The 13785-nt window shown below is 70.0% G+C and carries 12 protein-coding genes; 6 read left to right on the top strand and 6 right to left on the bottom strand.

Annotated features, from left to right (window positions below; genetic code table 11):
• Window positions 1-63: 63 nt before the first annotated feature.
• On the top strand, window positions 64-936 hold the full coding sequence (gene purU / locus OHT77_RS07155) for a formyltetrahydrofolate deformylase (protein WP_328827181.1): 873 nt from the start codon (window positions 64-66) through the stop codon (window positions 934-936).
• A gap of 89 nt (window positions 937-1025) precedes the next feature.
• Here purU and betA read toward each other — a convergent pair whose 3' ends face one another.
• The gene (gene betA, locus OHT77_RS07160) at window positions 1026-2714 is read right to left on the bottom strand and encodes a choline dehydrogenase (protein ID WP_328827182.1); all 1689 of its coding nucleotides are present in this window, start codon (window positions 2712-2714) and stop codon (window positions 1026-1028) included.
• A 189-nt stretch (window positions 2715-2903) separates the two neighbouring features.
• Between betA and OHT77_RS07165 the strand changes: the two genes are divergently transcribed.
• The 3 genes from OHT77_RS07165 (at window position 2904) to OHT77_RS07175 (ending at window position 6630) form a co-directional block, all read left to right on the top strand.
• Entirely contained in the window at window positions 2904-4877 is a 1974-nt protein-coding gene (locus OHT77_RS07165; protein WP_328827183.1) for a WD40 repeat domain-containing protein, read from the top strand.
• A gap of 169 nt (window positions 4878-5046) precedes the next feature.
• A complete protein-coding gene (locus OHT77_RS07170; protein ID WP_328827186.1) occupies window positions 5047-5715 on the top strand; it encodes a lysophospholipid acyltransferase family protein in 669 nt (222 codons plus the stop codon).
• Window positions 5716-5883: 168 nt separating this feature from the next.
• A complete protein-coding gene (locus OHT77_RS07175) occupies window positions 5884-6630 on the top strand; it encodes an IclR family transcriptional regulator (RefSeq protein WP_328834176.1) in 747 nt (248 codons plus the stop codon).
• A gap of 25 nt (window positions 6631-6655) precedes the next feature.
• Here the strand turns inward: OHT77_RS07175 and OHT77_RS07180 are convergent, their stop codons facing one another.
• The 5 genes from OHT77_RS07180 to OHT77_RS07200 form a co-directional block, all read right to left on the bottom strand.
• Window positions 6656-7786: an aromatic ring-hydroxylating oxygenase subunit alpha gene (locus OHT77_RS07180; RefSeq protein WP_328827187.1), complete on the bottom strand. Its 1131-nt coding sequence runs from the start codon at window positions 7784-7786 to the stop codon at window positions 6656-6658.
• A gap of 76 nt (window positions 7787-7862) precedes the next feature.
• Window positions 7863-9032 (bottom strand): NAD(P)/FAD-dependent oxidoreductase, encoded by a 1170-nt coding sequence (locus tag OHT77_RS07185; protein WP_328827188.1) that lies wholly within the window; start codon window positions 9030-9032, stop codon window positions 7863-7865.
• Window positions 9029-9391, bottom strand: a complete 363-nt coding sequence (locus OHT77_RS07190) for a bifunctional 3-phenylpropionate/cinnamic acid dioxygenase ferredoxin subunit (RefSeq protein ID WP_266766476.1) — start codon at window positions 9389-9391, stop codon at window positions 9029-9031. Before OHT77_RS07190 ends, OHT77_RS07185 begins: the two co-directional genes overlap by 4 nt.
• A 157-nt stretch (window positions 9392-9548) precedes the next feature.
• A complete protein-coding gene (locus OHT77_RS07195) occupies window positions 9549-10634 on the bottom strand; it encodes an S-(hydroxymethyl)mycothiol dehydrogenase (RefSeq protein WP_328827189.1) in 1086 nt (361 codons plus the stop codon).
• 131 nt (window positions 10635-10765) lie between these two features.
• A complete protein-coding gene (locus OHT77_RS07200; protein WP_328834177.1) occupies window positions 10766-11254 on the bottom strand; it encodes a TetR/AcrR family transcriptional regulator in 489 nt (162 codons plus the stop codon).
• 212 nt (window positions 11255-11466) lie between these two features.
• Between OHT77_RS07200 and OHT77_RS07205 the strand changes: the two genes are divergently transcribed.
• Window positions 11467-12939 carry an aldehyde dehydrogenase gene (locus OHT77_RS07205; RefSeq protein ID WP_328827191.1) on the top strand — a complete coding sequence of 491 codons (1473 nt, stop codon included), beginning with the start codon at window positions 11467-11469 and terminating at the stop codon, window positions 12937-12939.
• A 159-nt stretch (window positions 12940-13098) separates the two neighbouring features.
• The gene (locus tag OHT77_RS07210; RefSeq protein ID WP_328827192.1) at window positions 13099-13773 is read left to right on the top strand and encodes a phosphatase PAP2 family protein; all 675 of its coding nucleotides are present in this window, start codon (window positions 13099-13101) and stop codon (window positions 13771-13773) included.
• Window positions 13774-13785 lie beyond the last annotated feature (12 nt).

Here is a 13785-nt window from a genome sequence, read left to right on the forward strand (position 1 = left end):
CCGGCTCAACCATGTTGCGTATCGCTCACCTTGTTGTGCAATACGCACCAACGGAGGCCGCTCATGTCCCCTCGACCGCACCCTGGCCGCGAATTCGTCCTCACCCTCTCGTGTCCGGACAGCACCGGGCTGGTCCATGCCGTGAGCGGCTTTCTCGTCCGGAACTCCGGCAACATCCTCGAAAGCCAGCAATTCGACGACCGGCTCAAGGGCCGCTTCTTCATGAGGGTCCACTTCGACGTTTCCGATCCAAACGCCGACCTGAAAACACTGCGTTACCGATTCGGCCCGGTCGCCGAGGCCTATCGCATCTCCTGGACCCTCCGGGACGCCTCCACCCCCACCCGCACGCTGATCATGGTGTCCAGGTTCGGCCACTGCCTGAACGACCTGCTGTTCCGCAGGCGCACGGGGGCCCTCAACATCGAGATCCCGGCGATCGTCTCCAACCACCGGGACTTCGAGGGCCTCGCCGAGACCTACGGCATCCCCTTCCACCACATCCCCGTCACGAGGGACACGAAGGCGGACGCGGAGGCCCGACTCCTCGACCTGGTGAGGGAGTTGGACGTCGACCTGGTCGTACTGGCCCGCTACATGCAGATCCTCTCCGACGACCTCTGCAAGCAGTTGGAGGGCCACGCCATCAACATCCACCACTCCTTCCTCCCCAGCTTCAAGGGCGCCCGCCCCTATCAGCAGGCCTACGACCGGGGCGTGAAGCTCGTGGGCGCCACCGCGCACTACGTCACGCCGGAACTGGACGAGGGCCAGATCATCGACCAGGACGTGGTCCGGGTCGACCACTCACTCGACCCGGACGAACTGGTGACGGTCGGACGGGACGTGGAGGCACAGGTGCTGGCGCACGCGGTGAAGTGGCACAGCGAGAGCCGGGTCATGGTGGACGGGAATCGTACAGTCGTGTTCCGGTGAGGGGTGCGCTGTATACGGCTTCGAGGGGCGGGACTTGAAACGCCGGACGGCACATGCCAGCCCGTCCGGCGTGTGAGGACGAGGCCCCTTCAGGGCCGACGGGGGTCTGGGGGCGGAGCCCCCAGGGCGGCATCCCGGTGCCGGTAATACACAGCATCCGAAGCAGCCAGTGGCTCCTTCCCCAGGATCAGATCCGCCGCCTTCTCCGCGATCATCATCACCGGCGCGTAGATGTTCCCGTTGGTCACGTACGGCATCACCGACGCGTCGACAACCCGCAGCCCCTCCACCCCGTGCACCCGCATGCTGCCCGGGTCGACGACGGCCATCTCATCCGTGCCCATCTTGCAGGTACAGGACGGATGCAGCGCCGTCTCCCCCTCCTTGGCCACCCACGCGAGGATCTCCTCGTCACTCGACACGGACGGCCCGGGCGAGATCTCCCCGTCGTTGTACGGAGCGAGCGCCGGCTGGTTCAGCAGCTCGCGCGCGACCCGGATCGACTCGACCCACTCACGCCGGTCCTGCTCCGTGGACAGGTAGTTGAAGCGCAGCGCCGGATGCTCCAGCGGATCCCTGCTCTTGATCTTCACGGAGCCGATCGCGTCGGAGTACATGGGCCCGACGTGCACCTGGTAGCCATGGCCACCCGCGGGCGACGACCCGTCGTAGCGGACCGCGATCGGCAGGAAGTGGAACATCAGGTTGGGATAGTCGACGTCCTCGTTGCTACGGGCGAACCCGCCGGCCTCGAAGTGGTTCGTCGCGGCGGGCCCCTTCCGGAAGAGCCACTGCAGCCCGATGAAGGGGGCGCGCCACTTCGCCATGTACGGCTGCATGGAGACGGGTTGCTTGCAGGCGTACTGGATGTACACCTCCAGGTGGTCCTGCATGTTCTCGCCGACGCCCGGCAGATCGTGGACGACGTCGATACCGAGCGCGCTCAGCTCCTTCGCGTTGCCGACACCCGAAAGCTGAAGCAGCTGGGGGGAGTTGATCGCCCCACCGCACAGGATGACCTCGCGGGCACGCACCTGCCGCACCTTGCCGCGGTGCCGGTACTCGACACCGACGGCCTTCTTGCCCTCGAAGAGGACGCGGGTGACCATCGCGCGGGTGGTGACGGTGAGGTTGGGCCGCTTGCGCACGGGCTTCAGGTAGGCCTTGGACGCGGACAGTCGGCGCCCCCGGCTGACGTTGCGGTCGAAGGGCGCGAACCCCTCCTGCCGGTAGCCGTTGACGTCGTCGGTGCGCGGATACCCCGCCTCCTGCACGGCGTCGAGGAACGCGCCGAACAACGGGTTGGTGGCGGGCCCGCGTTCGAGGACGAGCGGTCCGTCGTGGCCGCGGAACTCGTCGTCGGGATCGGCCGCGAGGCAGTTCTCCATCCGCCGGAAGTACGGCAGGCAGTGCGCGTAGTCCCAGTTCTCCATGCCGGCGTCGGCGGCCCAGCGCTCGTAGTCCATGGGGTTGCCGCGCTGGAAGATCATGCCGTTGATGCTGCTGGAACCGCCGAGGACCTTGCCGCGGGCGTGGTAGACGCGCCGGCCGCCCATGTGGGGCTCGGGTTCCGACTCGTACTTCCAGTCGTAGAACCGGCTGCCGATCGGATAGGTCAGCGCGGCCGGCATGTGGATGAAGACGTCCCACGGGTAGTCGGGCCGGCCGGCCTCCAGGACGAGCACCTGGTGGGCCGGGTCCGCGGAGAGCCGGTTCGCCAGTGCGCTGCCGGCGGATCCACCGCCGACGATGACGAAGTCGTATTGCAGGGGAGCCATGATCTCTCGTCTCGCTCGCGCCGTAGATACGCGACGCATGCTAATACGAGTAGCGCTATACGCACTAGGTTGCGTGCCACGCAACCTGACGCCCCAGGTTTCCGCCCTGTTTCCCGGCCCGAGCCGCTCCGGCCGGCGACCGTTCCCCCTCCCCCGTCCCTTGTCACTGCCGGCTGCGAGACTCACCACATGAATCCGGATCTGCCGCCGAACAGCCCGCGTTGGCGTGACCTCGAAGGTGCGACCGCCGAGGAGGTGCAGGTGCTCCTGACGCACATGACGGACGACCTGCTGGCCGACGGAACCGTCTCCGACAGCGCCTACGCCGTGCTGCCCCGTCTCGTCGAGGCGGCGGCCGCGCTGCCGCCGGAGCAGTCCGTGGACTTCTGGGTGGACCTCGGCTTCATCGTGACGGCGGAGGACAGAGCCCCCGTCCCGGCCGACCTGGAAGCGGGGTTCAGTGCCGCGCTCCGGCTGGCCGAGCAGGCGGCCGTGCGGAGCTTCCTGGCCGCCGGCGCTCCCGCGAAGGTGTGCGGCCAACTCGCCCTGAGCTGTGTGGCCTTCGCCGGGCACCACATCGGGGAGGCGCTGCGGGATGTCGAACCCGGGGAAAGCTACCTTCAGTTGGTGTGTCCCGGGTGCGGGTACGACACCGAGATCCTCACGTTCTTCATGGACCCGGTGCATCCGCCGTTCACAGCGCCCGAGTTGGCCGATCCGGCCGATCACGTCCGTCAGGGACAGCATCCCTGGAGCGAGGTCGCCGACGCGTTGCGGGGCGACACGCTGGGCGAGGAGTGGGAACCCTTCCTGCGGGTGGCACGAGAGGTCGCGGTGGCAGGCGTGCCCGGCGGAACACCGGGGCCCGCCGTCCTGTGCCTGGTCGCCGGGATGGTCGCGGCCAAGGGCACCCCGCACTGGGCCGGCGCCGAATGGGCCCGCCAACTGGCCCTGCTCACCGGCCACTTCCGCTGCTGGAACTGCGAACAGACCTGGACGATCGCCGACGGGCTGGTGGAAGGCCCGGATGGCGCACGGCCTGAGAACGACCCCGCGCCGACATCGGCGCCGCAGCCGACGGCAGGTGAACCAGCCAGGGAACCGGCGGGTGAAGCACCAGGAGCAACCGCCGGCCCACGGCAGGACGGGAACGCTCTCGTCGCGGCCGACGGCACGCCCTGGGGTCGTATGACGGCGTTCTCCGATGCCGTGCCGGGTTCGTCCGGCGCCGTGGACGCACTGACGGTGGTGTCCCTCTCCGGCGGGACGACCCTCGTGGCCGGTGCCGGGGACGAGGGCGGGGTGTGTCTGTGGGATGTGGCCGACGGGCGGCTCGTCCACGGCCCGCTGTCGGGGCATGCCGACCGTGTCCGCTCGTTGACGGCTCTGCCCCTCGCCGATGACCGCGTCCTGCTCGCGAGCGGGGGCGACAGCGGGTCCATCGGTCTGTGGGATGCCGTCACCGGGCGGCCGGTTCTCGAACCCGTGGCCAACTGGCTCGGCGAGGTGACCGGGATGTGCGGCGCGTCCCTGGCCGACGGACGGACTCTCCTCGTCACCGCCACCTCCCGAGGCGCGGTCCGGTTGAGGGATCCGGCCACGGGTGAATCCGTCGGGCGCCTCAACCCCTCCGGCCGTCCGATCCGTGCGATCACCGCCGTCCCAGTCCCCGGCGGCGGCACGCTGGTCGCGGCCGTGGACACCCAGGGCGGCGTGCACATGTGGGATCCGGCCGTCGACGACCCCTGGGACCCGGGCGCGGCCGTGCAGCTGAAGGAGCGTGCGCTCAGCGATGCCGGACACCGGGTGGCGGCTGTCGTGGCGCTTCCCACCGCCGACGGAAACCTGCTGGCCACCGCCGATGATCGCGGCACGGTCATGCTCTGGGACGCTGCCACCGGAACGCCGGTGGGCGAGGGCCTGCCGCCGTCGACGGGCACCGCCGGTCCTCCGGTCATGGCCGCCACCATGACGGACGACGGCCGCACCCTGTTGGTCACCGGCAGCAGACGCGGGCACGGGCTGCGGGTGTGGGAGCCGGCGACCGGCACCCTGCGGCAGGTGGTCCTGGACGTGGCCGTCATCTGTTTGGCCGCCGCGGGTTCCGATGTGGTCGTGGGCCACGAGAGCGGAGTCTTCAAGGTCCCGCTCCCTAGGTGCTGAACCGTCCCGTTCCACGGTGCACGCGGGACGGCGTGGCGGCACCGAGGCGAGGGACGGCGTATCTCAGGTGCGGTGAGTACGCGTACTCATGCCCCCGGCCGCCCCGCCGCGTGACGATACAGACGTCCACATTCCGGGCACCACCGGCAGATCAGAGAGTCAGCACCCCGTGCTCAGCGCCTTCGCCCGTACCGTCGTCCCCCTTCTCGGCCGCCTCACCGTGACCACCGCCGGGACGGCCCGCACCATCGCACCGGGCAGCATCGTCGCGCCCAACCACACCGCCCTCGCCGATCCCGGACTCGTCCTGGCCGCGCTGCACCGGCTGGGCGTCGAACCGGTCGTCCTGGCCACCGCGGGGCTGTGGAAGGTCCCCGTACTCGGCCGCCGTCTCACCCGCGGGGGCCACATACCGGTGCACCGGGGCAGCCGTAGCGCGGCCACGGCGCTGGATCGGGCGGCCGAGGCACTCGCGGCCGGGCGGATCGTGGTGATCTACCCCGAGGGCGGACTCCCCCGCCGCCGGGACTCCGCCGACCACGGACCCGGCACCTTCCGTACCGGTCTGGCCCGCCTCGCGCTCACCACCGGCGCGCCCGTCGTCCCGGTCGGACACGTCGGTGCGCGCCGGATCGTCTCCGGCGGGCGGGTCAAGCAGCTCGCCGGCGTCGTCACCGCACCGCTGCGCCGCCCCGGCCTCCACGTCCACGTCGGCGATCCCGTCCACCTCACCGGTGACATCGACGAGGCAACCACACAGGCACGCAAGGCAGTTGAGGCCGCCTGGCAGCAAGCCGTCGGCCAACTGCCGTCCTCCCGCAGCGCGTCACTCCGGTAGGCGCGCACGCGCCGTCGGGCTTCCCCGGCCCCGCACACCACCCCCTACCAGGCAAAAGAGCCTGATCAGAGTCCTCGCTGTAAACACGTTGTACCGCACTACGCGTATAGTTTCGCTGTGAGCAACTACAGTCCAGATACTGAAACGTCAGGTTCGCAGTCCGGCGGAGTGCAGTCCGTGGACCGTGCCATCAGCGTGCTGGAGATCCTGGCCCAACGCGGCGAGGCCGGTGTGAGCGAGGTGGCCGGCGAGATCGACGTTCACAAGTCGACCGCGTTCCGGCTGCTCGGGGCGCTGGAGGCGCGCGGTCTGGTGGAGCAGGCGGGCGAGCGCGGGAAGTACCGGCTCGGCTTCGGGATCGTGCGGCTCGCGGGCGCGGTCACCGGGCGTATCGACATCACGCAGCAGGGCCGCCCCGTCTGCGAGCGGCTCGCCGAGGAGATCGGCGAGACCGTCAACATCGCGGTCATGCAGGAGCAGTACGCGATCAACCTGTACGAGGTGCGCGGCCCCGGCGCGGTCACCGCGCACAACTGGGTGGGTGAGCTCACCCCGTTGCACGCCACCTCCAGCGGCAAGGTCCTGCTGGCCCACCTGCCCGCCAAGGAGCGCGCGGCGCTGCTGTCGGAGGCCGGCCTGAAGAAGGTCACCCCGCGCACTCTGACCTCGAAGACCAAACTGGAGAAGAACCTCGCCGAGGCGCGGGAGCGCGGCTACGCGTGGACGCTCGAGGAGCTGGAGCTCGGACTGCACGCCGTGGCGGCGCCGGTGCGCGACCGGGACGGCGCGGTCATCGCGGCGGTCAGTGCCTCGGGTCCCGCGTACCGGTTCACCGAGGAGCGGCTGCACGAGCTGGCTCCGGTGCTGGTGAAGGGGGCCGAGGAGATCAGCCACCGCATGGGGTACCTGGGCTGAACCGAAGCCGCCCCCTACGGGTCGCCTAGTGGGTCCCGCTGCCCAGGCGCTCGTTCACCCAGTCGTGGAACGCTCCGATGTGGTGCTCGCTGGGCACCAGCACCCCGCCCTTGGCGTACATCCGGGAGCTCATCCCGGGCTGGGTGCGCTCGCACGCCTCGAAGTCCTGGCGGTTGACCCGGTCGAAGAGTTCCACGGACCGACTGACGTCCTTGCCGCTCTCGACGACGTGCGGGAGGTAGAGCCAGTCGCACTCGACGATCGTGCGGTCGACGGCCACCGGGTACATCCGGTGGAAGATCACGTGGTCGGGGACGAGGTTGACGAACACCTGCGGCTTGATGGTGATCGCGTAGTAGCGGCGGTCCTGGTCGTCGCTCACCCCGGGGATGCGGTCGAGGCCCTCCGAGCCGTCGACGGTGAATCCCCGCACCTCCTCGCCGAACTCGGCGCCGTGGCCGACGTAGTACTGCGCGGCGTAGCCGTCGGCGAACTCCGGCAGCACCTCGGTGAGTTCGGGGTGGATCGTGGCGCAGTGGTAGCACTCCATGAAGTTCTCGATGATGAGCTTCCAGTTGGCCTTGACGTCGTAGACGATGCGCCGGCCCACCGAGAGGTGGTCGATGTCGTAGTGGTCGAGGGATTCCACGTCGCCGAGCCGGGTGACGACCTCGCTGATGACGTCCTCGTCGAACGACGGCGGGTTCTCCGCCAGGTTGACCCACACATAGCCGAGCCATTCGCGCACCGCGACACTCACGAGCCCGAACTCGGTTCGGCCGACGTCGGGCATCTTCGTGAGGTTGGGCGCGGCGACGAGTTTGCCGTTCAGGTCGTACGTCCAGGCGTGGTACGGGCATTGGAAGGCGCGTTTGACCTCGCCGGTCTCCTCCGTGCAGAGCTTGGCGCCCCGGTGCCGGCAGACGTTGAAGTAGGCGCGGATCGAGTTGTCGCGGGCGCGGGTGATCAGGATGCTCTCGCGGCCGACGTCGACGGTCCGGAAGGCGCCCGGTTTGGCCAGGTCGGAGGCGCGGACCGTGCAGAACCACATCGTCTCGAAGATGCGCTCCTGCTCCTGGGCGAAGATGCCGGGGTCCGTGTAGGAGGAGCCGGGCAGGGTGGCGATCAGGCTGTCCGGCAGGCTGGTCGAGGTCACAGTGCACTCCTCCGAGAACGTCGTGGGTCGGTCGGGCACACGCCGGGAAGAGCGACTCCGGACGGCGTGGATAGGGTCAACTCGGCGTCACGGCAAGCTGTTTGCGCCACCGCATGAACAGCCTCGGCTGGTTCATCGCGAGCACGGCGACCGGCCGCCCGGCACTCCGGTAGACGGCGAGGAAGCTGCGGTCGCCCGGGGCGCCCTCCTCGACGGTCACACTGTCGGCACCGGCGGAGTGCCCGGCGAACTGGATCTTCACGCCGTACTGGTCCGACCAGAAGTACGGCGGCCTGGGCGCGCCCGCCTCGACCGCACCCCACGACAGCAACGCGCCCACGGCCACCTCGGGCCGCTCCCGCGCCCCGGTCCAGTGCTCCACCCGTCGGTGCGAACCGGCTTGCGGGTCGTACCAGTTGGCGCAGTCTCCTACGGCGACGACACCGGCGAGGCTGGTCCGGCCGTCGGCGCCGCACTTGACGCCGTTGTCCAGCTCGACGCCGGAACCCTCCAGCCACTCGACGCAGGGCCGCGCGCCGACACCGACGACGACCGTGTCGGCGGGGACCGTTCGCCCGTCCTCCAGCAGCACCGCGTCGACGCGGGTCTCCCCGCTCAGCCCTTTGACCCCGACACCGCACAACAGCCGTACGCCGTGGGCCTCGTGGAGGGCGGAGACGATCCCGCCCATGGTCTCGCCGAGGGGTCCGGCGAGGGGGGTCGGTGCCGCCTCGATCACCGTCACGTCGAGTCCGAGGGCGTACGCCGTGGAGGCGACCTCGGCGCCGATGAAGCCGCCGCCGATCACCACCAGCCGTCCGCCCAGGGCGAGTTCGTCGCGCAGGGCGCGGGCGTCGTCCAGGGTGCGCAGGGTGTGCACACCGGCCAGCCCTTCCGTGCCCGGCAGGTTGCGCGCCACCGCGCCGGTCGCCACGACGACACCGTCGGCCCGCACCTCCCGCCCGTCGTCGAGCAGCAACACCCGCTCGGCGCCGTCGACTTGGAGCTCTGCGGCACGGGCACCGAGCAGCCACTCCGCGCGCAGGTCCTCGTCGTCCGTCTCCAGCATGAGATCGGCCTCGGCAACGGTCCCGGCGAGGAACTCCTTGGACAACGGCGGTCTGTCGTACGGGCGATGGGGTTCGTCGCCGATGACGACGAGCCGTCCGTCGTAGCCCCGCTTCCGCAGTGAGCGCGCCGCCGACAGTCCGGCCAGCGAGGCGCCCACCACGGCGACGGTCCTCACGCGGGGCCCCCGGCGAGCCGGGCGGCGACGCAGGGCGGCAGGTTCGGGGCGTCCGTGGACGGCACGACGTAGATCATGCCGTCCTGGACGAGCACCTCGTGCGTACGCACCGGGCGCTTGGCCGGCGGGGCGTCGACGGCTCCCGTCCGCAGGTCGAACTTCGAAGCATGCAGGGGGCATTCCACTTCGCAGCCCTCCAGCCAGCCGTCCGCGAGCGAGGCGTCCTGGTGGGTGCACGTGTCGTCGATGGCGAAGACCTCGCCGTCGTCGGTGTGGAACACCGAAACCGGCGGATCGATGTCGAGCCGGTAGGCCTCGCCTCGCGGCAGATCCACGAGAAGGCACGCGGGAATCATCATGACACCTCGGTGCGTATAGCGAAACGGATTGCGGTAAGCGCAACGTCAGTCTGAGGGCGGCCCCAAACCGTTGTCAAGGCATTCAGAGGCCACGCGAAGCCCTTACCTGGCGTTGCCTTTTACGCAACATCTCGCGTCATCAGCAACACCAGAATCGTCACAGCAGCACCACCGAACGCAGCACGTCACCGCCGTGCATCCGCTCGAACGCCTTCTCCACGTCCTCCAGCGCGATGGTCTCCGTGACGAACGCGTCGAGATCCAGCCGCCCTTGGAGATAGAGGTCGATGAGCATCGGGAAGTCCCGGGAGGGCAGGCAGTCGCCGTACCACGACGACTTCAGCGAGCCACCGCGCCCGAAGACGTCCAGGAGCGGGAGTTCGAGCTTCATCTCCGGCGTCGGCACACCGACGAGGACGACCGTGCCCGCCAAGTCGCGGGCGTAGAAGGCCTGTTTGTACGTCTCCGGGCGGCCGACCGCCTCGATGACGACGTCAGCACCGAAGCCACCGGTCAACTCACGGATCGCCTCGACCGGGTCACCCGTCCTCGAGTTGACGGTGTGCGTCGCGCCCAGCGAACGGGCCTTCTCGAGCTTGCGGTCGTCGATGTCCACGGCGATGATCCGCGCCGCACCCGCGAGCCGTGACCCGGCGATCGCCGCGTCACCGACCCCACCGCACCCGATGACCGCGACGGAGTCACCCCGCCCGACGTTGCCGGTGTTGATGGCCGCGCCGATACCGGCCATCACCCCGCAGCCCAACAGCCCGGCGGCGGCGGCCGACGCGGCCCGGTCGGCCTTGGTGCACTGTCCGGCGGCGACCAGGGTCTTCTCGGCGAAGGCTCCGATACCGAGGGCCGGGGAGAGTTCGGTGCCGTCGAGGAGGGTCATCCTCTGCTCGGCGTTGTGGGTGTTGAAGCAGTACTGCGGCCGCCCGCGTCGGCAGGCCCGGCAATCGCCGCACACGGCACGCCAGTTGAGGATCACGAAGTCGCCGGGCGCGACCTCGGTGACACCCTCCCCCACCGACTCCACGACACCCGCGGCCTCGTGGCCGAGCAGGAACGGGAACTCGTCGTTGATGCCGCCCTCGCGGTAGTGCAGATCCGTGTGGCAGACCCCGCACGCCTCGACCTTCACCAGCGCCTCGCCCGGCCCCGGATCGGGGACGACGATCGTCTCCAGACCGACGGGGGCACCCTTGCTTCGCGCGACGACAGCACGGACCTGATGCGTCATGGCCACTCCTCGGCTGGTTCGAGACCTGAGCACGATGTTGCTCATTACGGCACGCTTCGCACGTGTCGCAACACAGCATCAGGGAGGGCAGAACGGGGGTCAAGAAGTCGGATCGGCACGCACCGCCGATGTCACCGGCCGCCGAGTCCCCGTAGAAACGTGTCGACGACCATGTCGGCGGCCTGGGCGTCGGTGAGTCCGGGCAGTTGCTGCGAGGCCAGGTGCATGAGCTGCGGCAGGAGTGAACTCGCCCACGCGGTAGGGGTGTCGGCGCGCAGCAGCCCCTCGCCGGTGGCGCGTTCCAGGAAGGTGTCGACCTCCTGGATCACGGCGTCACGCCGTCCGCGGATCGTCTCGTCGGCCTTCATGCGGGTGAGTTCCACGGGCCACGTGCGGTTGACGCCGATGATCCCCTCGACGTACCGGTGCAGGGCCACGGCGACGGGGGCCTCGCGCAGCCTGGCCTCCTCGACGGCTCGCTCGATGGCCTCGACCCGCGCCTCGTAGATCGCGGCCAGCAGCTCCTCGCGGGAGGCGAACCGCCGGTAGACGGTACGGCGGTCGACGCCCGCCTCCGCGGCGATGGCGGCGATGCTCGCGCCCGGATCGGCGGCGAGCATGCGCGCTCCGGTCGTCAGGACGGCTTCGAGGTTGCGTACGGCGTCGGCTCTCACACGGCGAAGCATAGCCCGCGATGTGGAACCTGACCCGCATAGAGCACCAGTGGAGTGGCCTTCTGACTTACAAGTGCTACATTGAAGTGACAGTTACTGAGGTGGTCGTCCCTTTGCCCGGCCGCCCCGGGCCGACCGATCACTTTGGGAGAGCGCACATGATCACCTACGACCGACTCTTCATCGCGGGTTCGTGGACCGATCCCAGCAGCCCCGACCTGCTGGACATCCGGTCACCGCACGACCGCACGGTGATCGGACGGGCCGCGCAGGCCCGCCCCGCCGACGTGGACCGGTCCGTCGCCGCCGCCCGCGCCGCCTTCGACGAGGGACCCTGGCCCCGTACCGCGCCCGCGGAACGCATCGCCGTCATCCGGCGGCTCGACGCGCTGCGCGCGGCCGACGCCGAGAAGATCGCCGCGCTCATCTCGGCGGAGAACGGTTCGGCGGGCTGGTTCACGCTGGCCGGGCAGCCGGGGCTCGGCCGTCAGGCGGGCGCCTACCTCAAGGCGGCCGAGGAGTTCGGCTGGGAGGAGACGCTGACGCCTGCCGACCCCGACTCCCCCACCCGGAGCGTGGTGCGCCGCGAGCCCATCGGTGTCGTGGCGGCCGTCATTCCGTGGAACTCCCCGTTCTCGGCGGCTCTGGCCAAGGTCGTCCCCGCGCTGCTGGCCGGGAACACGGTCGTCCTCAAGGTGTCCCCGGAGAACTCGCTGAGCATGGGACTCCTCGCCGAACTGCTGGAGCGCGTCGGCCTGCCGGAGGGTGTGATCAGCGTCCTGCCCGCCGACCGCGAGACCAGTGAGTACCTGGTGTCGCACCCCGCTGTGGACAAGGTCGCCTTCACCGGCTCGACCCGGGCCGGCCGCAGGATCGCGTCCATCGCGGGTGAGCAACTCAAGCGCGTCAGCCTGGAGTTGGGCGGCAAGTCGGCCGCCGTCGTCCTGGACGACGCCGATGTCCAACTGGCCGTACAGGGACTGAAGTTCGCGTCCCTTCTCAACAACGGCGAGGCGTGCATCGCGCAGACGCGCGTCCTCGCGCCCCGCAGCCGTTACGAAGAGGTCGTGAGCGCCCTCAAGGACCTCGTGGAGTCGCTCAAGGTCGGCGACCCGAGCGACCCCGACACGTTCATCGGCCCGATGGTCCGCCCCGATCAACAGCAGCGCGTACGCGAGTACATCGAGCTCGGCATCAAGGAAGGCGCCCGTCTGGTCACCGGCGGTCCCCAGGTGCCGGCCGGTCTCGAAGGCGGCAACTACGTCGCCCCGACCGTCTTCGCCGACGTCGACAACTCGATGCGGATCGCCCAGGAGGAGATCTTCGGCCCGGTCCTCGTCGTCATCCCCTACGAGGACGAGGACGACGCCGTACGGATCGCCAACGACTCGGAGTACGGCCTCTCCGGCGGAGTGTGGTCCGCGGACCAGGCCCACGCGCTCGCCGTCGCCCGCCGGCTGCGCACCGGGACGGTCACGGTGAACGGGGCGCCCATCGCCTTCGACGGGCCCTTCGGCGGCTACAAGGCCAGCGGAATCGGCCGTGAGTACGGGGCAGTCGGGCTCGCGCAGTACGTGGAGTACAAGACGGTCACCCTCACCCCCGCCGTCCGGGTCGGCCGGAGCGGTTAGGGTGCTGACAGCTCACACCGAGACATTCAGCCCGGGAGCGGATGTCCACGGGGTGGCCGGTGGACAGTGAACCGGATGCGACGGGGGCTCGGGTTGGATCACGGCGGGCGTTCAGCGGAACAAGGTCACCACCCCAGGCCGACCGGACGCGGTGAATGTGTGACCGGCCGCCCGGCACCATCGGTGCTGCCACCGTCGCTGCGCCCGTCGCTCGGGCCGGTCGCGGTGCTCGCCGCGCTGGTGGTCGTCGCGCTCGGGGTGCTGTACTCCGGGCACAGCGCACCCGGCGCGGTGGACAGCTGGATCCGTCCGCCGACGGCGGACAGTGTGCGGGCGCCGTGGCGCCAGGTCGCCCTGGCCCTGGACTTCCTGGGGGAACCCGTGGGGTCGGCGATGGTGATCGCGGCCGGCGTGGTCGTCTGTCTGGTGCTTCGGCGTCCCCGTGCGGCGGCGCTGGTCGTCGCCGGCGCCGGCGTGACCGTAGGGGCCACCACGGTGCTCAAGCATGTGGTGGGACGGACCATCCACGGCCCCGGCAACCTGTCCTACCCGAGCGGTCACACCGCCTTCGCCACCGCGCTCGCCGTCATGGCGGCGCTGTTCGCGACGGACCGGCTCGGCCTGGGCAGGAGAGCCGGTACGTCACTGGTGCTCGCGGCGGGGGTGGTGGCCGGCGCGATCATGGGCTGGGCGGAGGTCGGGCTGGGCGCGCACTACCCGACCGACGCCCTCGGCGGCTGGTGCACCGCGCTGGCGGTGATTCCGGCGACCGCGTGGCTGGTCGACCGGATCGCCGACCGGATGCCCGAACCCGGTCGGCGAGACCGACACTGACGTCACATCACG

This window comes from Streptomyces sp. NBC_00252, assembly GCF_036187565.1.
Classification (GTDB): Bacteria; Actinomycetota; Actinomycetes; order Streptomycetales; family Streptomycetaceae; genus Streptomyces.

Bases quoted from the DNA above. Each gene is read 5' to 3' on its own strand.
- betA (WP_328827182.1), bottom strand. From the start codon at position 2,714: ATGGCTCCCCTGCAATACGACTTCGTCATCGTCGGCGGTGGATCCGCC.
- purU (WP_328827181.1), top strand. From the start codon at position 64: ATGTCCCCTCGACCGCACCCTGGCCGCGAATTCGTCCTCACCCTCTCG.
- OHT77_RS07190 (WP_266766476.1), bottom strand. From the start codon at position 9,391: ATGATGATTCCCGCGTGCCTTCTCGTGGATCTGCCGCGAGGCGAGGCC.
- OHT77_RS07200 (WP_328834177.1), bottom strand. From the start codon at position 11,254: ATGCTCGCCGCCGATCCGGGCGCGAGCATCGCCGCCATCGCCGCGGAG.
- OHT77_RS07165 (WP_328827183.1), top strand. From the start codon at position 2,904: ATGAATCCGGATCTGCCGCCGAACAGCCCGCGTTGGCGTGACCTCGAA.
- OHT77_RS07205 (WP_328827191.1), top strand. From the start codon at position 11,467: ATGATCACCTACGACCGACTCTTCATCGCGGGTTCGTGGACCGATCCC.
- OHT77_RS07195 (WP_328827189.1), bottom strand. From the start codon at position 10,634: ATGACGCATCAGGTCCGTGCTGTCGTCGCGCGAAGCAAGGGTGCCCCC.